Genomic DNA, 22,229 nt, shown 5'->3' on the forward strand with positions numbered 1-22,229 from the left:
GCCATGATTCATCAAAGTGCACTCGTCGAGCGCGGCGCGCAACTGGGCAGCAAGGTTTCTATCGGCGCGTATTCAATCATCGGCGAGCATGTTGAAATTGGCGACAACACGGTGATCGGTCCGCATGTGGTGATTTCCGGGAGGACGCGCATTGGTCGGGATAACCGCATCTTTCAGTTCAATTCGCTCGGCGAGGTACCGCAGGACAAGAAATACGATGGCGAGCCGACGCGACTCGAGATTGGCGACCGCAACACGATTCGTGAATTCTGCACTTTCAACCTCGGCACTGCCCAGGATGTCGGCATCACCCGCATTGGCAACGACAACTGGATTATGGCCTACGTCCATGTTGCGCACGATTGCCAAGTGGGCAGCCATACCGTATTCGCCAACAATGCACAGCTGGCCGGCCATGTGCACATCGACGACTGGGCAATTCTCGGCGGCTACACCGGGGTGCATCAGTTCTGCCGGGTCGGCGCGCACACCATGACCGCCGTCGGGACGGTGGTTCTGCAGGACATCCCGCCTTTCGTGATGGCGGCTGGCAACACGGCCAGTCCCTTTGGGATTAACGCCGAGGGACTCAAGCGGCGAGGCTTTTCTCCCGAGGCGCTACTGGCCTTGAAGCGTGCCTACCGGACGCTCTACAAATCCGGGCTGATGCTTGACGAAGCGCGCGCCAAACTGGCTGAAGAGGTGCTCGTTCATCCAGAGATCCAGCCGCTGCTGGATTTCCTCGCGGCATCGAAGCGCGGCATCATACGATGAGCGTAGCAGCGCCGCTGCGGATCGCCATGGTCGCTGGCGAGGCCTCGGGCGACCTCCTCGCCGGTCAGTTGATCCAGGCCTTGCAGGCGAGACTTCCTGGGGCCGTGTTTTTTGGTGTCGGTGGCCCGAAGATGCTTGCCATGGGGTTCCAGGCCTGGCATCCGCTCGAGAAGCTGGCCGTCCGCGGTTATGTCGAAGTGCTCAGGCACTATCGCGAGATTGCCGGTATCCGCCGCGATCTCAAGCGCCGCTTGCTCGCCGATCCACCGGACGTGTTCATCGGCGTAGACGCGCCGGACTTCAACCTGTCCCTGGAAAAGGCCCTCAAGCGGCACGGCGTTGCCAGCATTCATTATGTCAGCCCGTCGATCTGGGCCTGGCGCGGCGAACGCATCCACGCCATCGGTGCAGCCGTTTCGCGGGTGCTGACGCTTTTTCCTTTCGAGACGGCGCTCTACGAGGCGCAGCGCATTCCGGTGACCTATGTTGGCCATCCGCTCGCCGACATGCTGCCTCTTGAGGACGGCCGCAATACGGCGCGGGCGCTGCTCGGCATTTCGCCAAGCGTACCGGTCTTCGCGCTCTTGCCCGGCAGTCGCCAGTCGGAACTGCAGTACATGGCGGAGACCTTTATCGAAACCGCCCGCCGGATGCACGAGCAGATTCCCGAGGCGCTTTTCCTCGCCCCGCTGACGACGCGCGAGACGCGCGTACTGTTCGAAGCCGCGTTGCATCGCCGGGGCGCGAAGCAGTTGCCTATTCGATTGCTGTTTGGGCACGCGCATCAAGCGATGACGGCTGCCGATGCGGTGCTGGTCGCCAGCGGCACTGCTACCCTTGAGGCGGCACTGCTCAAGAGACCGATGGCCATTGTCTACAAGATGGCGCCGCTCTCCTACCGGATGATGCGTCGCATGGGTTACCTGCCCTATGTCGGTCTGCCGAACGTGCTCGCCGGAAGATTCGTCGTTCCGGAGTTCATCCAGGATGAAGCGACCCCCGAGAACCTGGCGCAGGCACTGCTCAATCTCTATGCCGACAAGGCGGCGTGCGAACGGATCAAGGCCGTGTTCACGGATATCCATCGGCAGCTGCGACAGAATGCTGCCGAAAAGGCGGCGGTAGCAATCATTGCCTGCTTGCCAACGGTACTGCGCGGCGATGCCGTTCCTGCTGCCGGCTGAGGGTCTCGTCTGCGGCGTCGACGAGGCTGGCCGCGGGCCGCTGGCGGGGCCGGTGGTCGCCGCCGCAGTGATTCTCGATCCCGGCCGGCCGATCGCCGGCCTGAACGACTCGAAAAAACTTTCGGCCCGCAAACGGGAAGCGCTCGCCGAGCAGATTCGCGGCACGGCGCTGGCCTGGGGCGTCGCCGAAGCAACCGCCGCCGAGATCGATCAGATCAATATCCTGCAAGCCAGCCTGCTGGCCATGCAGCGGGCTGTCGCGGCGCTCACTGGCGCGCAGGGTCGTGTGTCGCCGAGCCGTGTCCTGGTAGACGGCACACATTGTCCCTCGCTGTCGTGTCCTGTCGAAGCCATTCTCGGCGGCGACGGCAAGGTCGCATCAATCGCTGCCGCGTCGATTCTCGCCAAGACATTCCGCGACGCTGGCATGCTCGTGTTGCATGCCAGCCATCCACAGTATGGCTTCGATCGCCACAAGGGCTACCCGACCGCGATGCACCTGCAGGCACTGCGCGAATACGGTGCAAGCGTGCAGCACCGCCGCAGTTACGCGCCGGTGGCGCGGCTCGGCCAGCCATGAGACGGATCGCCTCGCGCGACAATGCCCATTACAAAGCGCTGCTGAAACTTGCGCGCAGCAGCCGTGAGCGGCGCAAGAGCGGGCGCGTGCTGCTCGACGGCATGCACCTGATCGCGGCCTACGAGCAGCACTACGGGACCCCTGAAGAGGTGCTGGTCAGCGAAAGCGGCGCCGAGCGGACAGAAAACGCCCGCTATCTCGAGAGCCGGGCGTCGCTTGCCGTTACCCGAATGGGCGACGCGCTGTTCGACGCCCTGGCCGTGGTGGACACACCGAGCGGGATCATGGCCATCGTCGCCCCGCCGCAGCCGGCCTGCAGTCTTGATCATGATCGGGATGCGGTCCTCCTCGACGGCATTCAGGATCCGGGCAATCTTGGTTCGATTCTGCGCAGCGCCGCCGCCGCCGGTTTCCGCCAGATCCTGCTGTCGGATGATTGCGCGCAGGTTTGGTCGCCGAAAACCTTGCGGGCAGCGATGGGCGCTCATTTCCAGCTTGAACTCCATGAGCACGGCGATCTGCCGGGTTTCCTCACTGCCTTTCGCGGCCAGTCAGTCGCCACCGTGCTCGCCGGATCGAGCAGCCTTTATTCGGCCGCTCTTCGACAACCGCTGGCCTGGGTGTTTGGTAGCGAGGGGCTCGGCGTGAGGCCGGCAGTCGCCGCTGCAGCCGATCTACGATTGTGCATCCCGATGCCCGGTAGCAGTGAATCGCTGAATGTTGCCGCAGCTGCTGCGGTCTGCCTGTTCGAGACGCTGCGCCGCCGCCAGGCCGCTCAGCCATGAGCGGAGGAAAGCCGACCCAAAACAGCATTTCCTGTTGTCCGACCGAGCACGACGCGTTTGGTGTTGGCGTTGCCTTCTGCTAGAATTCGCGGTCTTCCGGAGAGATGGATGAGTGGTTTAAGTCGCACGCCTGGAAAGCGTGTTTAGGATAATATCCTAACGCGGGTTCGAATCCCGCTCTCTCCGCCAGTGAAAAAACCGCAGGCCCTGCTTCCCAGGGCCTGCGGTTTTTTTTTGCCTGATGTGTCCGCTTCGTAGCCGCTTCGCTGCTTTTCCGCTCTTTCAACCCCCTGTCGGACTACTGCTCGGTGACCAGTTCGCGCCAGGACACGCGACGGGTATCGAGTGGGGTCGCCGCTGTTGGTACGGGCGTGCTGACCGTGCTCGGCGCGTCGGTGCGGACCAGGGCCCTGATTGTGCCGTCCAGCAGGCGGACGATGCTTGGCGAGGCGCTGAGGTAGTCGCCAAGGCGCCGAGCCGCCATGCCATCCGTTCCTTCGACGGCTGCCCCGCTGCGGTAGTCAAGGTAGTAGGCGAAGCTCACGCCGACCGGTCTGCAGGCCCCTACGGTTGGCGTGTTGGTGTTGAACGCCAGGGTGCCAAGCTGCAGGCGCATTTCGGTATTCACGCGTTCGCCGAACACCGGAAAGTCGATGTACCAGCCGTCGTGAGTGTTGAAGTCAACGGCGTTGTTCGAGCTGGTCACGATTGAATCGCCACTGGTGCAGTAGGCGTTGCCTTCCGGACAGGTGCCTGAGGTCAGGGTTTGGGCAACGAAAGTTCCCGGCGTGGGTATCGTCTGGGCAGGCGTCAGGGGCCGTGGGCTGCCATAGTCACTATCCAGGAGCCGGTCCTTGATCGCGTACATCGACTGCTTCTGGGTGGTCCCCAAATCATCCGAGCCGAGAAGCTGTCCGGTGGCGACAAACACGACCGGGTGGCTACTGACCTTGCCCAGTTCCGGTTTGGTGGTGATCGGCTGCGCTACGCCGTCCGCATCCTTCAGCGTAGCCAATCGCTGGGCGTCGTAGACCGGTGGGTCGGCGACCAGCGGTATGTCGCCATTCACATCAAAGCGCCACAGGTTGCCGAACTGGTCGCCACCATAGATACGCTGGGTCGTGTTGTTGTTGTCCGGGAAGTTGGCCCAGGCGCTGATTCGCGACAAGCCGCTCGGCGTCGTCGTATCGCCGACACCGGTGCTGATCGTGCGGATCAAGGCGCCGGTACTGGCGTTCAGAACGAACAAATGTCCGCCGCCGTCGCCGGGGGAGATGTTGTTGTACCCGGAGGTCACCATGACTACCCAGGTTCCATCCTTGAGCTTGCTGATCACCGGGTTGCCATAGCTGTAGCCGAGGTTCTCGTTGCTATCCTGGGTGAACTCCCACAGGGCTTTTGGCGCGACCGGATCGGTGACGTCCAGGGCGTAGTAGCCACGGCCACCATTGTTCAGGCCGCCGACCAGGATCGTCTTCCACACTGCGCTCGAGGTCCCACAGTCGCTGATGCAGATATCGCCCATCACCGGCGTGCCATCGACGGTAAATTGGTGCGCGCCCTCGAGGTGGTAGCTCTTGTCGGCAAGTTTGGCAAGCCTGGGGATGACCACGGCAGGGATGTACGCCCATTCTTCGGCACCGCTTGTGGCATTGAAGGCGTGCAGCATGCCGTCGTTGGCGCCGATATAGATCATCCCCGTCCGCGTGTGGTTGGCGGTCCGGAAGGCACCGTACTGCGCGTCGGCGTAGTTCCACGGCGAAGCCTGCACGTACGCGGCCTCGGAGCCGACGATGTCGCCGAGAATGTGCGTTCGCTGCCGGTAGTAAGCGGACGTGTCGATAGCGGATCCCTGGTTGCTGGTGTCGCCACGCAGGAAGTTCACCAGAGGTTCACCGCTGGCAGCGGTTTGTGTCGTCGCCGTCAGGCAGATCGTGCCGGTCGAACAGAACTGCGACAGGTTGCCGGCCAGCGCGTCGGTCGCAAAGTAGGCCCGTTGCGCAGTAGTGAGGTTGGCCCAGGTGAAGAATTTCAAGTTGTTGGCCGCGTCGGCGACGCTTTCGCCACCCGGATTGTAGGTGTAGATCTTGCGGCTGGCATAGCCGTCGGTGGCCACCTTGTTATCCAGCCTTTCCCTGGCAGACCAGCCCGGAGAGACGTGAGCTTCTCCTTCTGCGGGGAGCGCCGAGAGGGCGCCGGTGCTGCCGTTGATCGTTCTCTTGACCACGTCTCCGGACCACTCCCCGACCTTGAATGACACCTCGAAGAAGCCATTGGCGTCGGCGACGAGGTTGGGGCTGACGACCGCAACGGCGGCCAGCGCACCGGCCTGGATTTCGATGTTGGACAGGGCGTCGCTGATCCCGGCGGCCAGAGTCGAAGGGTCGGAGGCACTGAAGTAAATGCCTCGACCATTGACGGCGGCGTGCCACAGGTCGTCGATGTTGGTCTGCTTGTCGCTCTCCGGCTTTGGCCAGTTGCAGGGGCCACTTCGTTGCCACGGGCAGACGCCGGTGCTGGGGTCGGCGGTAAGTCCTTCCCGGATGCTGTAGAAGTCACCCGATGTTTCAGCCCGCGACAGGTAGTTCGGGTTGTACTGCATCAGCCCGGAGGCGCCCAGGCCCAGCGTATAGGTGGTCATGTGCTGGCCGGTCGGTTGTGCGTCGGGATCGTTGTAGCAGACGTCGTTGTAGGTGGTCACCCCACCCGCGACGACGGGCCCGCCGGAGCAGCTGCCGGGGATCGTGACGCTATCGCGCAAGTCGGTTTTCCAGTAGTACTCGGCGACGTCGGCGAGCGTGTCCGGGGTGGGACCCAGCGATGCCACATCGCAGGCGATCTGCAGGTAGTTGTTGCCGGCAACGGGATCCTGGCGGGTGCATTGCGCAACGTTGGTGGGACCGCTCCTCTCGGTGTGGCAGGTAACGCCGACGCCGCCGTTGGTTGCCGCGTCAGGCAGCTCTTCAACGCAGGTGTCGGGCGGGACGAAGTCCACCTGCGGGGGGGGAACGGTGAGGGCGCCGCAAAGGGTGATCAGGCCGGTGTTGCTGGTGCCTGGCGTACATCCGTTGGTGTCCGTCCAGTTGCTGATCAATCGCGTTGAACACTGGACCGCGACAGCGGGCCGACCCGACCGCGGAGCCTCGGTGCAGGAATTCGCATCGGCATAGGCGCTCCAAGCGGTGTATTGACACTGCCTGGCATTCGGGACCAAAGGCGAAGCAGGAGTCGTGGCCGTGCAGCTGGAGGTGGCCGTCCAGTCCGTAAAGACGTACTGACAGAGCGTCGTGGCGCTGGGGACGCAGGTCGCGGCGTTGTTGTAGCCGGTCCAGACCTGCTGACACTCCCTGGCAACCCCTTGCCCGGCTGATTGAGGGACCGGCGTGCACGAGCCGACCTCGGTCCAGGGACCCCAGTCGGTGTAGGAACACTGCGTCTGGATTGCGCCGCTGCTCACCGGGGTGCAAGAGGAAACCGTTTGCAGGGTGCCGTTGACCTGGCACTCCACGGGGGCCGGGGTGGCTGAGGAGACGTCTCCGGTGGGTGCCGCCACGGGGACGCAGGAAGGGTTATCGGTCCACGCGGTCCAGGCGCCGAATTGACATTGGACCGAGTTTGCGACCGGGGTGCAGCCCGAAGCGTCGGCGGCCTGCCAGGCCTGGGCCCAGCTCGTCTGGCAATTCCGGGCGACGACCTGGGTGAAGCTTGGCCCGGTCGATTGTGGCTGGTCCGTACAGCTTCCGGGTCCGGCCCACGGTGTCCACCCGCTCCAACTGCTATACCAGCAGATCTCGGTGGCCGATTCGTTGCACGTGGTTGTCGCGTCCTGCCCCTGGGACCAAACCATCGGGCAGGTAACGAGGTTGCCGGTGTAGTTCGGGCCGCTGGACGCCGTCCCGCTGGCGGTGCAGCTAGTCACGTTGGTGGTAGACGGTGAACTGTAGCGACACTGTGAATCGGTGGTATAGGTGGTCGTCTGGCTATCCGTTCCGGGGTTGTTGATGCGCGTGCCGCCGCTGATCGTCGAGCAGGCGGATACGGCCGTCCAGCCGGTCTGGGCCAGCGTCTGGCAATCGACGCGGTTGGTGCCCGTTGGTGACGGGTGTACAGGAAGCGACATCGCTCCACGCGCCGAACGAGGTTCCGCCATTGCTCGAGGTACGTTGCTGGACCTGCGTCAGCTGCTGCTGGAGGAGGGAGGTCACCATCTGGAGCTGGCCTGTCGCGCGCCGAAGCTGCGAGGTCTGCACCTCGACCCGGTCCCTGCGGATGATTTCGAGAGTCCTCGTTCTGCTCTGTAGCGGACCGGTCCTGCGCTGCAGAAGGGAGGTCCTTTCCTGCCAGACGTAGTTGTTGGCTTGCAGGATGCTGTTGGTGCGCGTCTGCAGTTCGGAGGTCCGCGCGCGCGTCTGCTCGATTCTGGTGTGTGACTGGGTGGCCAGGGTTGGCGTCCGGGTCCGCGTCGTCTGCGTTCTCGTTTCCTGATCCTGCGGACCGCCACCAGTCGAGTTGCGGTCGCTCCTCGAGTCCCGGGCCGTCCTGGTCGCCGATCGCGGAAGCCCCGTCCCAGCGGAAGCCGGCACCCTCGTTCCAGTAGCCGTCGGTTGACAGGATGGTGACGTTCTTCTGACAGTAGTACTGAACCGGATCGACCACGCTCACCCCGTTGAACGTGCTGCCGTTCAGCTGCCCCGAATAGAGGCGGCCTGCGTTCGACAAGGCGACGCGCAGAGGCGTGTTGCGGTTGGGAACGGCGGCAAACAACTTGTCGTACCAAGGCCTTTTTCTGGGCGGCGGTGAACGATTCGACGTTCTGAAAGTCCGAACCGGTATTGTTGTTGATCGACATGTAGCCGATGCGCTGCCGCTGGTCGGTGGGCTCAAAGGACAGGCTGGTGGCCGTTTTCATCGTTTGCATGCGCGTGCGGTAATACGCCCACCAGTTCGCGTAGTTGGTCATTTCTTCCGCATAGGTGCAGGTGGTGTCCCCCGCGCAGTCGGTGCGCTTGTCGCCCTTGGGATAGCTGGTGACGGTCGGGTAGATGATCGTCAGCAGGTTTTCGCCGGGTGCCAGATTGCTGCCGGGTCGGGCAAAACTGGTGGTCGTGAACGACATCGCGTTCGCGTTACTCTGGGTAATTACCGGTGCTGTGCTGTTGTTCAGGGGCGAGGTGACGGTTACGACCCTGCCCGCGGAGACTGCGCGGTAGCCCGCGACTTGACAGGCGCCACTGAGCGCGAAGGAGCAGTCGTTGATTCTGCTCGCGATGTTGGCGGCCATCGTCGTCGAGTTGCTGGTCGCCGTGATTGGCGCCGAGAGGATGATCTGGCCGTCGACGGTGATGTTGCTGATCGATGTGGCGCTGCTGCCGCTGGTGGTGATCGTGCTCGTGCGCGGCGACGGCATGCGCGGGAAATCGTACGAGACATTGGTCGCCGTCGCCGGCGGCGGCGGGCTGGGTTCGATCTGCGTTGCCTGGCACGTGCCGTCAGCGGGAGCGGCGGCGACGGCATCGGCGGCGGTCCGGCACCAGCGAAGCCGCGCCGGAAACGGATAGGCGTCGCTCGCCGCGCTGGCGGCGACGCACACCCTGAGGCTTCGATTGGTGCAGTATTCACCGACCACGGTGGTGAAGTAGTAGGCGTTACCGATCAGGTTGACCATGGCGGCGCTTTGCACGCCGTAGCCATCGTCCTTGACGGCTGTCCAGGCGCTGCTTTGCGCCGAGGTCTGGCTGGGGTAGGTGGTGGTGTCGGCTGCTCCGTCGACGGCGAAATACTTCGGCGGTATGTAACGGACGGCGGGATTGTAGGCGATGCCGTTGAAACCTGGGTTGCGGGTCCAGGAGAGAGGGAGGGGGCGTGCCGCGGTGGGCTCGGCCCAGTCCGGAAGATATTCCTTGGTCATGCTCAGCGAGTCATCGAGGACGAACAGGATGTTGGTCGAGATCTCGATCGACGAGGCGCTGGACATCGGCGCATTGGCGAGTTGAGTGGGCTGGGCCTGCGCGCCGCAGGCAAGGATCAGCAGCGCTGCAGCGGCTATCGCACGCCATTTCAGTGAGTCGGATCGCATGGCAAACTCCTCGTGGGATCTCTGGTAGACCTACAGCGCAACGATCGTCTGGATGTAGGCGACGGTGTTGCGCGGCCCGCGAACGCGGGTGGTGATTCGGTAATAGACCTGGTTGTTGGTGATTGCGGTGACACTGCCGGCGCCGAAGCTGCCGCCGCTGTTGATCGCCGACGGTTGCGTCGCGCAGTTGGCCAGGTGCGGGGCGGCCGGAAGGGTAAGCGGGTCGCAAAGCCGATGAATCACATAACAGACGGTGTTGCCGGCAGCATCGGCGTTGACGTCGGTTGGCTGTGGGTCGGCTGGGCAGGCGACTCCCGGGGTGACTACTGCTTGCGCTTCCAGGGTGGCAATCCAGAAAGCGTCCCATGAGACGCCGGGTGCGGGATCTTCGCGCCTGGCGCGGTAACCGTTGGCCGCGCTGTGGTCGTGCAGATCCGTGTCCCCCAAGCCGTTGTTTCCTTGCAGCCAGTTGTTGAGCGCAATTTCTGTGCTTCGCTCGCCGGCATGCACGGCCGCTTGATGAAAGGACTGGTTGCCGGCAATCAGGTTGGCCGTATCGACCGAGCGAATGAGTGCCACTCCGGCCAGGGTCAGGGCGACCAGGATGATCAGCGCGACGAGCAGAACGACACCGCGCTGGCGGCTGAGGGGGGCGCCGGCGCAGGCTTGGCGGAGGTGGGGGCTTGGCCTTAGGTACATGTTCCCATCCAGGGCAGGTTGCGAATCGGAATGATGGTTTCAAAGACCTTGTAGCGGTAGTTCTGCCAGTTCCCGGCTGCGCTCAGATCGATCGCCGCACCCGCGCTACCTACCCAAGTCGGCGCCGCGGCGGTGATCTGGTCGCGATCGACCTGGCTGTTGCGGGCGACGATGGCGATACGCAGCGCTGAAGTTCTCGCCCAGAGACAGGCCAGAGTCGCCTGGTTGGCGTTCGCCGGGGTCGTTTGATCCCACGAATCGACACCGCTCACCGCCGTCGAGGCGTGCCCGTACTGCGCGCGCAGGCTGACGATGTTGTTGGCGATGGCCACGTAGTTGGTCGCCACGCTGCAATTGGCGGCGAGGTAATCACAGACCGTAAGGTTGCCGCCGCGTACGGCGTAGGCGAGGAATCTCGGGTTGGCGCCGAGATTGAACAGCGTGCCGCCATCGACGGCACCGCTCGCGTCGGTGACCGTGACGTTGGGCGCTGTGACGGCACCCACCGCCGCCAGGGTGAAGGTGCAGCCCGCCGTGGGAGCTGACGGCGCAGCCAGCACGCGCTGCCCGACGGCGTAATTCAAGGCCGTCTGTACCGCCAGTTGCAGGCCGTTGACCGCGGTGATCACGTCGCCCTCCGGCGGGCCCTCGTTGCTTCCGTAGGCGATCAGCAAGGTATCCGTGTTGGCGTCGCCCGCCGGGACGTCGGCGGTCGGCGGATTGACGATGACCGGCGCCAGTTGCCCAAGCGTACGGCTGGCCGGAGCCGGCAGGACGAGAGGACAGCCGAAGGCGTTGACCGCGTTGAAGCCGTAGCCGCCCTGGCGTATGTCGCGCTGTAGCGCATAGAGCGCCATGGCGCCATTGCTTTGCGCGTCACCGCTACCGGTCGTGGCGCGCCGCTGGCCCTCGGCTGCGGCGAAGACCTGCATCATGATGATCAGGCCGAGCATGCCGATGACCATGGCGACCATCACTTCAACCAGTGTGAAGCCTTGCTCGCGCGGCATTGTCGTGGGCGGGAGAGGTGATTGCGCTTTCATGATCGGCTAGGGGTTCCTGACGACTTGCGAAACGACGACGTGACGGTGCCCGGGTACGTCGGTGGCCATCTCCGGGGTGCGCCAGAAGAGAGTGATCTCGACCACTCCGGCACCGTCGACGGTTACCGTCGGCAGGGTCGAAACGACGCCCGACGATGCGCCGACCACGCCGGGCAGGCCTTCGTCGTCGGAGACCTCGGCAAGCCAGGCGTTGTAGGCTGCGCCATCGGTCGCGAAAACGCTCAAGTCGCCATTGCTCACCCACATGCGCCCGATCAGGCGGTTGGCCAGCAGGGCTGCGTCGGTACGGTACTTTGCGTCGCCAGTGAGCTTGATCGACGTGGCCTGCAGGGCGACCAGCGACAGGATGCCCAGCGAGAAGACCAGGATCGCAATCAAGGCTTCAAGCAGCATCACGCCTGCCTGTTCCCGGGGAAGTTTCGAGTGTTTGTTCATCAGCATGCCTGAGCGTCGCCAGCGGGCAAGGCCGGATCGCACATGCGTATCTGGCCGCCGATCGAGACCTCGACGCGCAGGCAGCGCACGGGACCTCCGGCAGCGGCGCAGGCTTCGCCGGCAGCGCTGGTGAAATTGATGGCAATGTTGCCGCCGGGCAGGGGAGTGGGACGACCGAGGCCATTGAAAACCACCGAAGACTGCCCTGCGGCCACCGTCGTCGCTGCGCCGCCGCTTTCAGCGCCCCGACGCAACTGGATGATGCGTGGTGCGGTGGCGTCGGACGGATCGACGTTGCACTGGCCGACCGGTGAGTCGACACTGACGATCCAGTTGGGGCCGGCGGTGCTCAGCGCGCAGGCGCCGGTGGTGGTATCCACCAGATAGAAACCGACCGTCGTATTGCGGCGCACGGCCTCGGCGCGGGCCAGCTGAAGGCCGTTCAGCGCCGATTCGGCCGTCGTGCGTACCCTGGCGTTGCGCATCCAGTCGCTGAACGCCGGAATTCCGAGACTCATCAGTATGCCGAGAATGGCCATGCCGACGATCAGTTCGATCAGGCTGAAACCGCGCATGGCGTTCAACAGCCACCTCTACCGGTGACCCAACAGGCCAACGGAGCCGTTCCCCAGCCGCTCTGGACGGCGGTCGTCGCCTTGACGTTGGCGTGAGTGAGTGTGTAGGTGAAGCCGGTCATCGAACTCTTGCCGGTAGCAGTCAAGGTGTAGGTCGAGGCGGTGAGCGTCGGGCAGGAGAAGTCGAAATAGCGGCTGGAGGTGCTGTCGTTGCTGCATGCGGGCGAACTGACCTCCGGGTCGGAACCGGACGCGGCGCGGAAATACGTATGATTGTCCTGAAAGAACTGCTCCATGCGTACCCGCTTTTCGGACAGCCCGGAGGTGGCCTGGGTGATCCGCGAGCGGGTCAGGTAATCGGCGTAGTTGGGAATGGCGATGGCAGCCAGGATGCCGATGATGATCACGACGATCATGATCTCGATCAGGGTGAAGCCAGCGTGTCTTTTCACAGCGTTTTCTTTCCTCAAGGACGGCAAGATCGGGCGGGCGGAACGCAAAGGCAACTGCTGCCATGATAGTCGAGGGTCAGCGAGGTGCCAATGCGGGGCGATATACGGCGTCTGGCAGCGGACGAGTGGCAGCGCTGGTCTCGCGTCGGGCGCCTAGAATCCTGCTGCTGCCAGCTTCGGCATCCTCTTGCAGAGAGTGGATTTCTTGACATCGGTCTTCTCAGACAGCCTGGCAGGGTGGCCAGGACGGCGCCAGCTGCCGCTGGCGCTGGGCGCGTCCCTGCTCCTTCATTTGGGCGCGCTGGCGGTCCTGCAACGCACGCTCGGTCCGGCAGCCGACGTGGCGCCGGTGTTGGGCAGTGCAGCGGCGGTGACGAGCGGCGTGCTGGTCACCCTGCGCGGGTCGGCAAAGCAGGGCACGCAGGACATCGCTGGAGCGCCTGACGGCAGCCCAGGCAACGAAGCGACCGAAGCCGGCGCCACCCGTGCAGCGGGCGAAGAAGGAACGATGGCCGGTGAGGGCAGCGAGCAGCCGGCGGCGACGCAGTCGGTCGAGTCGCCGGTCGCCGCGTCCGCAGCACGGCTCGTGGCGCGGGGCCAGCGCCGGCTGGCCGAGTCCTTGCCGCCGTACCCTGCGCAGCCGTTCGTGCCGGCGTCGCCAACCGGTCCTGCGTATTTCCGAGCTTCCGAACTGACGGTTGCGGCGGCACTGCTTGACGAGCCCTTGATCAATCCCCCCGCTGACGGCGCTGGCGATGCGCTTCTTGGCGGCACGGTGGTGCTGAGCGTCTTCCTTGCTGCCGATGGCGCGGTGGCGCGCGTGGAAGTGGCGAGCAGCAGCCTGCCGCCGGCCTATGGCGACGCGGCGGTCGCCGCTTTTTCCCGCCTGCGCTTTCGCCCGGGTGAAATTCAAGGGGTTGCGGTCAGCAGCGAGAGCCGCTACGAGGTCGAGTTCAAAGGTGGCGAAGCCGGCAGCAGCCATGCCAGCGACCGCAAGGCCATCCCTTCGTCGGCTATTGCGGCGAAGCCTCAGTAGCGGCTGGGTGCCCGTCCGCCTATCACGGCGCGCAGGCCAGGCTCACTCCTGCAGCTCGCGCGGCAGCGCGAAAGTGACATTTTCCTCGGCGCCGTCAAGTTGTTCGAGCCTGCTGCTAGCGCCCGCGGAGAGTCGATCGACGACGCTTTGCACCAACACTTCCGGTGCCGACGCGCCAGCGGTGACGCCGACACGGTTGGCGCCACTGAGCCAGGCGTCGTCGATCTGTTCGGCGTGGTCGACCAGGTAGGCACGACTGCCGATCAGTTCCGCCACTTCGCGCAGGCGGTTCGAGTTGGAACTCGACTCGCTGCCGACGACGACCACCACGTCGCTCTCCCGGGCCAGTTGCTTGACGGCGTCCTGGCGGTTTTGCGTGGCGTAACAGATGTCGTCTTTCTTCGGGCCGATGATCGCCGGGAAGCGTTCCCTGAGCGCGGCGATGACCTGTGCGGCGTCGTCGATCGAGAGGGTGGTCTGGGTGACATAGGCGAGCCGGGCAGGCGTTCTTACCTGCAGTTGCCGCGCGTCGGCGACGGTTTCCACGAGGTACATGCCGTCACCGCTTTGCCCCATCGTTCCTTCGACTTCGGGGTGTCCCTTGTGGCCGATCATGACGATTTCCCGGCCATCGTTGCGCATCCGCGCGACTTCCAGGTGCACCTTGGTGACCAGCGGACAGGTGGCGTCGAAAACCTTGAGGCCACGCCCTTCCGCCTCCTCGCGAACCGCCTTGGAGACGCCGTGAGCGCTGAAAATCACCGTGCTGCCGCTGGGTACGTCGGCCAGCTCGTCGACGAACACGGCGCCCTTGCTGCGCAGATCGTCGCAGACGAACTTGTTGTGTACCACTTCGTGGCGAACGTAAATCGGCGCACCAAATTTTTCGAGGGCGCGCTCGACAATGGCGATGGCGCGGTCCACTCCGGCGCAGAAGCCGCGGGGATTGGCGAGAATGATCTGCATGCTGGGCCTCACATGATGGCGATAATCAGGACTTCGAAGCGCACCGGTTTGCCGGCCAGCGGATGGTTGAAGTCGAAGATCGCGCTGCTGTCGGTGAGTTCGCGCAGGAAGCCGGCAAAGTCGCCGGCGCCGTCGGGCGAGCTGAACTCGATCAGCGAGTTTACCTTGAGTTCGACCTCGGGAGGCAGCGCGCTGCGCGCGATACGTTCGATAAGGCGTGGATTATGGGGGCCGAAAGCGCCTTCCGCAGGCAGCTCGAATACCCGGCGCTCGCCCGCTGCCAGGCCGATCAGACAGTTCTCGAGGGTCTCGGCAAGCTGGCCGCTGCCCATCTGCAGGGTCGCCGGCGAGAGATCGAAAGTGCTCACGTAATCGGTGTTTTCCAGGTCGGAGAGGCGGTAGTGCAGCGTCAGATAGCTGTCGTGGCCGACGCTGAGCGCACTTTCCGGCGCGATTGGCGAGTGTTTCATGGGCTTCCTGTCGTCGTTGCGGCAGCGCCGCGGTCACGGTCGTGCCTCAAGTGCGTTTGCCGTGTCCTGATCGCGCGGCACGGTCGTCACTGTCGTGCTTGCCGAACAGCTGGTCGATAATCATCAACACGGCGCCGATGCTGATCGCCGCATCGGCGATGTTGAAGGCCGGCCAGTAGAAGCCGGCGGCGTGCCATTGAACGAAGTCGACGACCGCGCCGAAGCGCAGCCGGTCGATGACGTTGCCGAGCGCACCGCCAAGGATCAGGGTGAGGGCCAGCGAAATCCTGAACTCACCGCTGTGGCGTGGCAGGATGCTGACGATCCATGCCGAGATGGCCAGCGCCATGAGCGTGAAGAACCAGCGCTGCCAGCCGCCGGCATCGGAGAGGAAACTGAACGCCGCGCCGGCGTTGAAGGTCAGCACCCAGTTGAAGAACGGTGCGACGTAGATCGAATCGCCAGGCTGCATCCGGGCCAGGACCAGCCACTTGCTGAGCTGATCGAGGACGATGATGACGCCGGCCAGCCATAGCCAGCGGTCGACGTTACGCGAAGGCACGTACTTCACCCTCGCCGTCAAGGTTGCTGACGCAGCGGCCGCAGAGGCCGGGCCGCTCGGTGTGGCTCCCGACGTCGTCGCGGACGTGCCAGCAGCGTTCGCATTTGGCGGCCGCCAGTGGGGCGCAATGCAAGCCCTCGTCGGCGCTGTCGCTGACCTCGATCGCCGTGGCCTGCGAACAGATCAGGACAAAGCGCAGGTCGTCGCCGAGCGAGGCGAGGATCTCGTACTTCTCGCCGGCGCAGTGCAGGCGTACCTCGGCCTGCAGCGACGAGCCGATCTTTCCGGCGCTGCGCAGCTCCTCGAGGGCGCGCATGACGTCAGCGCGATAGGCACGGATTTTCCGCCACTTGTCGAGTAGCTCGCCTTCGTCCGCCGGCTCCGGCAGCGCTTCCCAGGTCTGCAGCATCACCGACTGCGCGGCGTCACCGGTCTGAATCTGCCAGATCTCTTCGGCGGTGAAGGAGAGAACCGGGGCCATCAATTTGACGAAGCTTTGCAGGATATGCCAGAGAGCGCTTTGCGCTGAGCGCCGCGCCGGCGAACTGGCGGCGGTCGTGTACAGACGGTCCTTGAGGATGTCGAGGTAGAAGCCGCCAAGATCTTCGGAACAGAAGGTCTGCAGCGACTGGACGACGCGGTGGAACTCGAAGCGAGCGTAATCGGCTTCGCATTGCGCCTGCATTTCGCGCGTCATGGCCAGCGCGTAGCGGTCGATTTCGAGCCACTGTTCGACCGGCAGCAGGTCGCGCGGGGCGTCGAAGTCGGCGGTGTTGGCGAGCAGGAAGCGCAGCGTGTTGCGGATTCGCCGGTAGGACTCGACGACCCGTTTGAGAATCTCGTCGGAGATCGACAACTCGCCAGAGTAGTCTGTGGCGGCGACCCACAGGCGGAGGATTTCGGTGCCCAGGGTGTCGGCGATCTTCTGCGGGGCAATCACGTTGCCTTTCGACTTGGACATTTTCAGGCCCTTGCCGTCGACCACGAAGCCGTGCGTGAGCAGGGCGTCGTAGGGTGCACGGCCGTCCATCGCACAGCCGATGAGGAGCGAACTCTGGAACCAGCCGCGATGCTGATCGGACCCTTCGAGGTAGAGATCGGCGGGGTAGGCGAGTTGCGTACGATGCGACCCGCGCAGGACGCTGGAGTGCGTCGCGCCGGAGTCGAACCAGACGTCGAGGGTGTCGCTCATCTTGCGATAGTGATCGGCTTCGGCGCCAAGCAGTTCGTTCGCGTCGAGCGCGAACCAGGCTTCGATGCCGGATTCCTCGACGCGCAGGGCGACGGCTTCGACCAGTTCGGCGGTGCGCGGATGCGGTGCGCCGGTTTCGCGATGCAGGAAAAAGGGGATCGGAACTCCCCAGTTGCGCTGCCGCGAAACGCACCAGTCGGGGCGTGTCTTGATCATCGCTTCGAGGCGCGCTCGGCCCCAGCTCGGGAAGAACTGTGTTTCGTCGACGGCGCGCTCGGCGCGCCAGCGCAAGCTCGCTTCCTCTTCGTTGGCTGCGCCATGTGAGCCATGGGCGCCATCCGCCGTCGGCGAAGCGTCGCCTGAGTTTGCCCGCTGCTCCATGCCGACGAACCATTGCGTCGTAGCCCGGAATATGATCGGCGTCTTGTGGCGCCAGCAGTGCGGGTAACTGTGCTGAATCGTTTCCGAGCACAGCAGGTGGCCGCTGGTGGCGAGTTCATTGAGGACCAGCGGGTTGGCTTCCCAGACGCTTCTGCCGACCAGTTCGCCGACCGACAGCGCCGGGGTTCCGGCCACGAAGCGGCCGTCGTCTCCGACCGGGTTGTTCACCGGCAGGCCATAGACCTTGCCGATCAGGTAATCGTCGGTGCCGTGCGCCGGCGCCGTGTGCACCAGTCCGGTTCCGGCTTCGACGGTGACGTGCCGACCGCAGATGATCGCCACGTCGCGCGTTTGGAAAGGGTGACGCAGGAGTACCTGTTCGAGCGCCGCGCCCTTGGCGGAACCCAGCACCGTACCGCTCAGCGCATAGCGTTGCAGGCAGGCGTCGGCGAGTTCGCGAACCAGAATCAGCGCCCCTTTCGGAGTGTCGATCAGCTGGTAGTCGAAGTCCGGGTGCGCGCTGACCGCCTCGTTGGCCGGCAGGGTCCAGGGAGTGGTCGTCCAGATGACGGCGAAAGCGGGGCCGCGCAGGTGCGTCAGGCCGAACGCCCTGGCCACCTTGTCGGCGTGATTGGGGTGTACCTCGAAGGCGACGTCGATCGCCGCCGAGCTCTTGTCCTCATACTCGACTTCGGCTTCGGCCAGTGCCGAGCCACAGTCGAGACACCAGTTGACCGGTTTCAGACCCTGGTAGAGGAAGCCTTTTTCCAGGATCGCCCCGAGCGCGCGGATTTCGTCGGCCTCGGTCTTGAAGTCCATGGTCAGGTATGGATTGTTCCACTCGCCGAGAATGCCGAGGCGGATGAAGTCCTTCTTTTGCCGTTCGACCTGCTCGCCGGCGAAGGCGCGGCAGAGGGCGCGCACCTGGTCGGCAGGAACGTGTTTGCCGTGTAGCTTTTCGATCTGATGCTCGATCGGCAGGCCGTGGCAGTCCCAGCCCGGCACGTAGGGGGCATCGAAGCCGGCCAGCGTCTTGGATCGAACGATGATGTCCTTGAGGATCTTGTTGACCGCGTGACCGATGTGGATGTCGCCGTTGGCGTAGGGTGGGCCATCGTGCAGAACGAAGCGTGGCCGTCCCTGCGCCAGCTCTCGGATGCGCTCGTAGAGCCTGCTCTCCTGCCAGGCGGCGACCCACTGCGGTTCGCGGCTGGGGAGGTTGCCACGCATCGGAAACGGCGTGTCGGTCAGGTTGAGGGTTTGCTTGTAGTCAGCCATGGCGGTTCTCAGAACTGGAAGTAGGCTTTCGCGGTTTCGACGTCGTTGGCGATTTGCCCTTTCAGGGCGTTGAAGTCGGGAAATTTCATTTCGTCGCGCAGCTTGTGCAGGAAACGAACGTTCAGGTGCGCGCCGTAGATGTCCGCGCAGAAATCGAAGAGGTGCACTTCCAGCAGCGGTCGCGTTACCCGGTTGGCGCTCGGGCGGTAGCCAAGATTGGCCGCACCGCGGTGCGGGCCGCCAGGAAGTCCCTTCACCTCGACCGCGAAGACGCCTTGCAGCGGCGGTTTCTGGTGTTTGATGCGGATATTCGCGGTGGCGAAGCCCAGTTGCCGGCCGATCTTGTCGCCATGCACCACCCGCCCGTCGATCGAATAGGGGCGGCCGAGCAGGCGCGCGGCGTGCTCCAGCCGCCCGTCCTCCAGTGCATTGCGGACCGCCGAACTGGAGGCGCGTTCGCCTTCGAGGGTGACGCTGGGCATGGATTCGACCTGAAAGCCGAGGCGCGCGCCGGCCTCGCGTAGCAGCGCGAAGTCACCGCTGCGGCGAGCGCCAAAACGGAAGTCGTCGCCGACGATCAGATGGCGGACACGCAGCGCGTCAACCAGTACCGTGGCAATGAAGTCGTCGGCGCTCAAAGCGGCGAAGCCGCCGTTGAAATGGCAGACGTAGGTCAGGTCGACGCCGTCGTCGGCGAGCAGTTCGAGCTTCTCGCGCAGCGTGGACAGTCGCGACGGCGCCGATTGCGGCGCGAAGAACTCGCGCGGGTGCGGCTCGAAGGTGAGCACTGCCGCCGGCAGGCCGGCGTCCGCCGCCACGGCCGTCAGGCGGGCGAGAAGCGCACGATGACCAAGGTGCACGCCATCGAAGTTGCCAATGGTCAGTACAGTGGCGCTGTGCGCTTTGCGAGAGTAACCGCGATAGACGAGCATCGGCAGCAGGCGGGGACGAAAAAACGTGCAATTATAACCAGTTTCATGCACCGTCAGCGCCTATCGAGCGGCATGCGACGGTGGGTAGTGCGGCTGTGCGGGCGTTCTGGCAGTGCCTCGCGGTGAATCGTTCGTCGCTTGCCCGCAGCCTTCGCGTGCCGGCCGTTGTCCGTGCTGCGGCGCGATTGGCGGTAAGATGCCGGCAGTTTCCGGGCTGCGCCCTGGATGCACAGGCTGCCTGCGAGGCAGCGATCCTTCGCTTCATGCGGGCGCCGGGCGGCGTCCTTTTCTTGTCCCTGGCGGTGATGAACAACAGCAATTGCTACCATTGCGGCCAGCCTGTGCCGGTCGGCGTTGATCTGGAGGTCGGCATCGACGGTCAGCCGCGCGCGATGTGCTGTGGCGGCTGCCAGGCGGTGGCGCAGGCGATCGTCGGCAACGGGCTCGCCGAGTACTACCGCAACCGCGACCAGCTGCCCGATTCGCCGCGCGAGGCGCTGCCGAGCGTCGTCGATGGCCTGCAGATTTACGATCACCCTGATTTCCAGAAAGGCTTCGTGCGCGTTCTCGCCGCGGCGGGCGAAGCCGGTCGCGACGGTGTCGGAGGCAGCGAGCGGGAAGCGTCGCTGATCCTCGAAGGGATCACCTGTTCGGCGTGTATCTGGCTTAACGAGCAGCATCTTTCGCGCCTTGCCGGGGTCACCGCGGTGGACATCAACTACGCCACGCGACGTGCCCGAATCCGTTGGGATGATCAACGCATCAAGCTCTCCGACATTCTGGCGGCGATCGCCGCGATCGGTTATCACGCGCATCCGTACGATCCGGCGAAGAGCGAGGAGCTGGCGGGCAAGGAGCGGCGCAGTGCGTTGTGGCGGGTGTTCGTCGCCGGCTTCGGCATGATGCAGGTGATGATGTACGCGCTGCCACTGTATCTGGCCGGCGACGGCGAGATGACCGCGGACATAGAGCAACTGCTGCGCTGGGCGAGCCTGCTGCTGACCACGCCGGTGGTCTTCTATTCGGCTGCCCCGTTCTTCCGCAACTCGTGGCGCGACCTGCGTTTGCGGCGGGTCGGCATGGACGTGCCGGTTGCCCTCGGCGTCGGCGCCGCCTTTGCGGCCAGCGTCTGGGCAACGCTGACGGCGAGCGGCGAGGTCTATTTCGACTCGGTGACGATGTTCGTCTTCTTTCTGCTCAGCGGGCGTTTCCTGGAGATGAGCGCGCGGCAACGCGCGGTGAGCGTCACCGAAGCACTGGCCAGGCTGATGCCGGCGGTGGCTGGCCGCATTGCCGGCTATCCGGAGAAGCGCGAGGTGGAGCAGGTGATGGCCGCCGACCTGCAGCCCGGTGACGTCATCCTGGTCCGGCCCGGCGAGACGATTCCCGCCGACGGGCGGGTGATCGAAGGCGCGAGCAGTACCGACGAGGCGCTGCTCACCGGCGAAAGTGCGCCGGTGCGAAAAGGGCCAGGACTGGTCGTGACCGGCGGTGCGGTCAATGTCGAGAGCCCTTTGCTGGTCGAGGTGCTGCAGGTTGGCGAGGGAACGCGGCTATCGGCGATCGTCCGCCTTATGGAGCGGGCAGCAGCCGAGAAGCCGCGCATCGTCGAGTTGGCCGACCGGATTGCCAGTCGCTTCATCGTCAGCCTGCTGCTCGTGGCGGCGGCGGTCGCCGCCGTCTGGTGGACCATCGACCCGGCGCAGGTGCTGTGGATTACGGTGTCGGTACTGGTCGTCACTTGCCCCTGCGCGCTGTCGCTGGCGACGCCGGTGGCTCTGACCGTGGCCAGCGGGGCGATGGCTCGGGCTGGCCTGCTGGTGACGCGCAGCCACGCGGTCGAGACCCTGGCTCGCGCCAGCCATTTCGTTTTCGACAAGACCGGGACGCTGACCAGCGGGCGCATGCGTTTGCTTGAAGTCATGCCGCTGAACGACCGTTCGTCGGCATTCTGCCTGGCTCTCGCCGCGGCGCTGGAGCAGGCGTCCGAGCACCCGATCGGCGCCGCCTTGCGCGCGGCAAGCAGCGGCCAGGCCGTGCCGGTTGTCGACGCACCGAGCAACGAGCCGGGGCGGGGAATCAGCGCCCGCTACGCTGGCTGCCGAGTGCGTCTGGGCCAACCGGACTACGTTCTCGCCTTGCACGGAGAGCCTCTGCCGCCGTCGGCCGACGCCTTGCTGGCCGGGGGAGATACGGTCGTCGCTCTCGGTGACGAGAGTGGCTGGATGGCGCTCTTCCGTCTCGGTGACGAGCTGCGGCCCGAAGCGGCGGCGATGGTCGCCGCCTTGCAGGCGCAGGGCCGGCAGGTGATCCTGCTCAGCGGCGACGCGGCACCGGCGGTTCAGCGAGTGGCGCAGGCCCTGGCCATCGACGAGGTGGTGGCGGGGGCGTCACCGCAGGCAAAACACGACTTCGTTCGGCAATTGCAGGACAGTGGTGCGGTGGTGGCGATGATTGGTGACGGTGTCAACGATGCGCCGGTGCTGGCCCAGGCGCAGGTTTCGGTGGCCATGGGCGGGGGCGCGCAGCTGGCGCGCACGCAGGCCGACCTGGTGCTGCTCTCCGAGAATCTGGATCACCTGCGTCGTGGCGTGCTTGTTGCGCGTCGTTCGCTGGCGGTGATCCGGCAGAATCTGCTATGGTCTTTCGCTTACAACGCGGTTGCCTTGCCGCTGGCGATGGGCGGTTACATCACTCCGTGGATGGCCGGTATCGGCATGTCGGGGAGTTCGCTGCTGGTGGTCTTGAATTCTATGCGGCTGCAGCAAGTCGCCGCGAGATGAGCGCT

At 64.8% G+C, this 22,229-nt stretch carries 18 protein-coding genes and 1 tRNA gene; 7 read left to right on the plus strand and 12 right to left on the minus strand.

Features of this window, described 5'->3' with window-relative positions; translation table 11 throughout:
- The first annotated feature begins 3 nt into the window (after positions 1-3).
- From lpxA to QZ613_RS04565, 5 genes are all read left to right on the plus strand, one after another.
- Positions 4-774 (plus strand): acyl-ACP--UDP-N-acetylglucosamine O-acyltransferase, encoded by a 771-nt coding sequence (gene lpxA / locus QZ613_RS04545; RefSeq protein WP_043565504.1) that lies wholly within the window; start codon positions 4-6, stop codon positions 772-774.
- The gene (gene lpxB / locus QZ613_RS04550; RefSeq protein WP_043565414.1) at positions 771-1,958 is read left to right on the plus strand and encodes a lipid-A-disaccharide synthase; all 1,188 of its coding nucleotides are present in this window, start codon (positions 771-773) and stop codon (positions 1,956-1,958) included. The genes lpxA and lpxB overlap by 4 nt, the downstream gene beginning before the upstream one ends.
- Positions 1,936-2,538: a ribonuclease HII gene (rnhB, locus tag QZ613_RS04555; protein WP_291867905.1), complete on the plus strand. Its 603-nt coding sequence runs from the start codon at positions 1,936-1,938 to the stop codon at positions 2,536-2,538. The genes lpxB and rnhB overlap by 23 nt, the downstream gene beginning before the upstream one ends.
- A complete protein-coding gene (locus QZ613_RS04560; protein ID WP_043565416.1) occupies positions 2,535-3,323 on the plus strand; it encodes an RNA methyltransferase in 789 nt (262 codons plus the stop codon). Before rnhB ends, QZ613_RS04560 begins: the two co-directional genes overlap by 4 nt.
- A 98-nt stretch (positions 3,324-3,421) precedes the next feature.
- Positions 3,422-3,512, plus strand: a tRNA-Ser gene (locus QZ613_RS04565).
- A 109-nt stretch (positions 3,513-3,621) separates the two neighbouring features.
- Here the strand turns inward: QZ613_RS04565 and QZ613_RS04570 are convergent.
- The 7 genes from QZ613_RS04570 to QZ613_RS04600 form a co-directional block, all read right to left on the minus strand.
- Positions 3,622-6,417 (minus strand): PilC/PilY family type IV pilus protein, encoded by a 2,796-nt coding sequence (locus QZ613_RS04570; RefSeq protein WP_291981630.1) that lies wholly within the window; start codon positions 6,415-6,417, stop codon positions 3,622-3,624.
- 1,107 nt (positions 6,418-7,524) lie between these two features.
- The gene (locus QZ613_RS04575) at positions 7,525-9,399 is read right to left on the minus strand and encodes a hypothetical protein (protein ID WP_291981632.1); all 1,875 of its coding nucleotides are present in this window, start codon (positions 9,397-9,399) and stop codon (positions 7,525-7,527) included.
- Positions 9,400-9,429: 30 nt separating this feature from the next.
- On the minus strand, positions 9,430-10,098 hold the full coding sequence (locus QZ613_RS04580; RefSeq protein WP_291981633.1) for a hypothetical protein: 669 nt from the start codon (positions 10,096-10,098) through the stop codon (positions 9,430-9,432).
- Positions 10,089-11,108, minus strand: coding sequence for a PilW family protein (locus QZ613_RS04585; RefSeq protein WP_291981635.1), 1,020 nt, complete (start codon positions 11,106-11,108; stop codon positions 10,089-10,091). The genes QZ613_RS04580 and QZ613_RS04585 overlap by 10 nt, the downstream gene beginning before the upstream one ends.
- 39 nt (positions 11,109-11,147) lie before the next feature.
- Positions 11,148-11,597: a type IV pilus modification protein PilV gene (gene pilV / locus QZ613_RS04590; RefSeq protein ID WP_291981637.1), complete on the minus strand. Its 450-nt coding sequence runs from the start codon at positions 11,595-11,597 to the stop codon at positions 11,148-11,150.
- Complete coding sequence (locus QZ613_RS04595; protein ID WP_291864520.1) at positions 11,597-12,172, minus strand: GspH/FimT family pseudopilin; 576 nt, start codon at positions 12,170-12,172, stop codon at positions 11,597-11,599. Before QZ613_RS04595 ends, pilV begins: the two co-directional genes overlap by 1 nt.
- 5 nt (positions 12,173-12,177) lie before the next feature.
- On the minus strand, positions 12,178-12,624 hold the full coding sequence (locus tag QZ613_RS04600; protein WP_291864508.1) for a type IV pilin protein: 447 nt from the start codon (positions 12,622-12,624) through the stop codon (positions 12,178-12,180).
- A 196-nt stretch (positions 12,625-12,820) separates the two neighbouring features.
- Between QZ613_RS04600 and QZ613_RS04605 the strand changes: the two genes are divergently transcribed.
- On the plus strand, positions 12,821-13,660 hold the full coding sequence (locus tag QZ613_RS04605; protein WP_291981639.1) for a TonB family protein: 840 nt from the start codon (positions 12,821-12,823) through the stop codon (positions 13,658-13,660).
- 42 nt (positions 13,661-13,702) lie between these two features.
- Here the strand turns inward: QZ613_RS04605 and ispH are convergent, their stop codons facing one another.
- Genes ispH through QZ613_RS04630 form a run of 5 tightly spaced genes read right to left on the minus strand, consistent with a single transcriptional unit; the run spans position 13,703 to position 19,441 of the window.
- Positions 13,703-14,626, minus strand: coding sequence for a 4-hydroxy-3-methylbut-2-enyl diphosphate reductase (ispH, locus tag QZ613_RS04610; protein ID WP_291981641.1), 924 nt, complete (start codon positions 14,624-14,626; stop codon positions 13,703-13,705).
- An 8-nt stretch (positions 14,627-14,634) separates the two neighbouring features.
- Entirely contained in the window at positions 14,635-15,096 is a 462-nt protein-coding gene (locus QZ613_RS04615; RefSeq protein WP_043565425.1) for an FKBP-type peptidyl-prolyl cis-trans isomerase, read from the minus strand.
- Between the two features lie 46 nt (positions 15,097-15,142).
- On the minus strand, positions 15,143-15,658 hold the full coding sequence (lspA, locus tag QZ613_RS04620; protein WP_043565427.1) for a signal peptidase II: 516 nt from the start codon (positions 15,656-15,658) through the stop codon (positions 15,143-15,145).
- The gene (ileS, locus tag QZ613_RS04625; protein WP_291981643.1) at positions 15,645-18,509 is read right to left on the minus strand and encodes an isoleucine--tRNA ligase; all 2,865 of its coding nucleotides are present in this window, start codon (positions 18,507-18,509) and stop codon (positions 15,645-15,647) included. Before ileS ends, lspA begins: the two co-directional genes overlap by 14 nt.
- A gap of 8 nt (positions 18,510-18,517) precedes the next feature.
- Positions 18,518-19,441, minus strand: coding sequence for a bifunctional riboflavin kinase/FAD synthetase (locus QZ613_RS04630; RefSeq protein WP_043565430.1), 924 nt, complete (start codon positions 19,439-19,441; stop codon positions 18,518-18,520).
- Between the two features lie 305 nt (positions 19,442-19,746).
- On the opposite strand from QZ613_RS04630, the gene QZ613_RS04635 reads away from it, so the two are divergent.
- On the plus strand, positions 19,747-22,224 hold the full coding sequence (locus QZ613_RS04635) for a heavy metal translocating P-type ATPase (RefSeq protein ID WP_291864493.1): 2,478 nt from the start codon (positions 19,747-19,749) through the stop codon (positions 22,222-22,224).
- The last annotated feature ends 5 nt before the right edge of the window (positions 22,225-22,229 follow it).

The organism is Candidatus Accumulibacter sp. ACC005 (genome assembly GCF_907163215.1).
Lineage (GTDB): Bacteria > Pseudomonadota > Gammaproteobacteria > Burkholderiales > Rhodocyclaceae > Accumulibacter > Accumulibacter regalis.

Bases quoted from the DNA above. Each gene is read 5' to 3' on its own strand.
- lpxA (WP_043565504.1), top strand. From the start codon at position 4: ATGATTCATCAAAGTGCACTCGTCGAGCGCGGCGCGCAACTGGGCAGC.
- lpxB (WP_043565414.1), top strand. From the start codon at position 771: ATGAGCGTAGCAGCGCCGCTGCGGATCGCCATGGTCGCTGGCGAGGCC.
- rnhB (WP_291867905.1), top strand. From the start codon at position 1,936: ATGCCGTTCCTGCTGCCGGCTGAGGGTCTCGTCTGCGGCGTCGACGAG.
- QZ613_RS04560 (WP_043565416.1), top strand. From the start codon at position 2,535: ATGAGACGGATCGCCTCGCGCGACAATGCCCATTACAAAGCGCTGCTG.
- QZ613_RS04575 (WP_291981632.1), bottom strand. From the start codon at position 9,399: ATGCGATCCGACTCACTGAAATGGCGTGCGATAGCCGCTGCAGCGCTG.
- QZ613_RS04580 (WP_291981633.1), bottom strand. From the start codon at position 10,098: ATGTACCTAAGGCCAAGCCCCCACCTCCGCCAAGCCTGCGCCGGCGCC.
- QZ613_RS04585 (WP_291981635.1), bottom strand. From the start codon at position 11,108: ATGCCGCGCGAGCAAGGCTTCACACTGGTTGAAGTGATGGTCGCCATG.
- pilV (WP_291981637.1), bottom strand. From the start codon at position 11,597: ATGAACAAACACTCGAAACTTCCCCGGGAACAGGCAGGCGTGATGCTG.
- QZ613_RS04595 (WP_291864520.1), bottom strand. From the start codon at position 12,172: ATGCGCGGTTTCAGCCTGATCGAACTGATCGTCGGCATGGCCATTCTC.
- ispH (WP_291981641.1), bottom strand. From the start codon at position 14,626: ATGCAGATCATTCTCGCCAATCCCCGCGGCTTCTGCGCCGGAGTGGAC.
- QZ613_RS04615 (WP_043565425.1), bottom strand. From the start codon at position 15,096: ATGAAACACTCGCCAATCGCGCCGGAAAGTGCGCTCAGCGTCGGCCAC.
- ileS (WP_291981643.1), bottom strand. From the start codon at position 18,509: ATGGCTGACTACAAGCAAACCCTCAACCTGACCGACACGCCGTTTCCG.
- QZ613_RS04630 (WP_043565430.1), bottom strand. From the start codon at position 19,441: ATGCTCGTCTATCGCGGTTACTCTCGCAAAGCGCACAGCGCCACTGTA.
- QZ613_RS04635 (WP_291864493.1), top strand. From the start codon at position 19,747: ATGAACAACAGCAATTGCTACCATTGCGGCCAGCCTGTGCCGGTCGGC.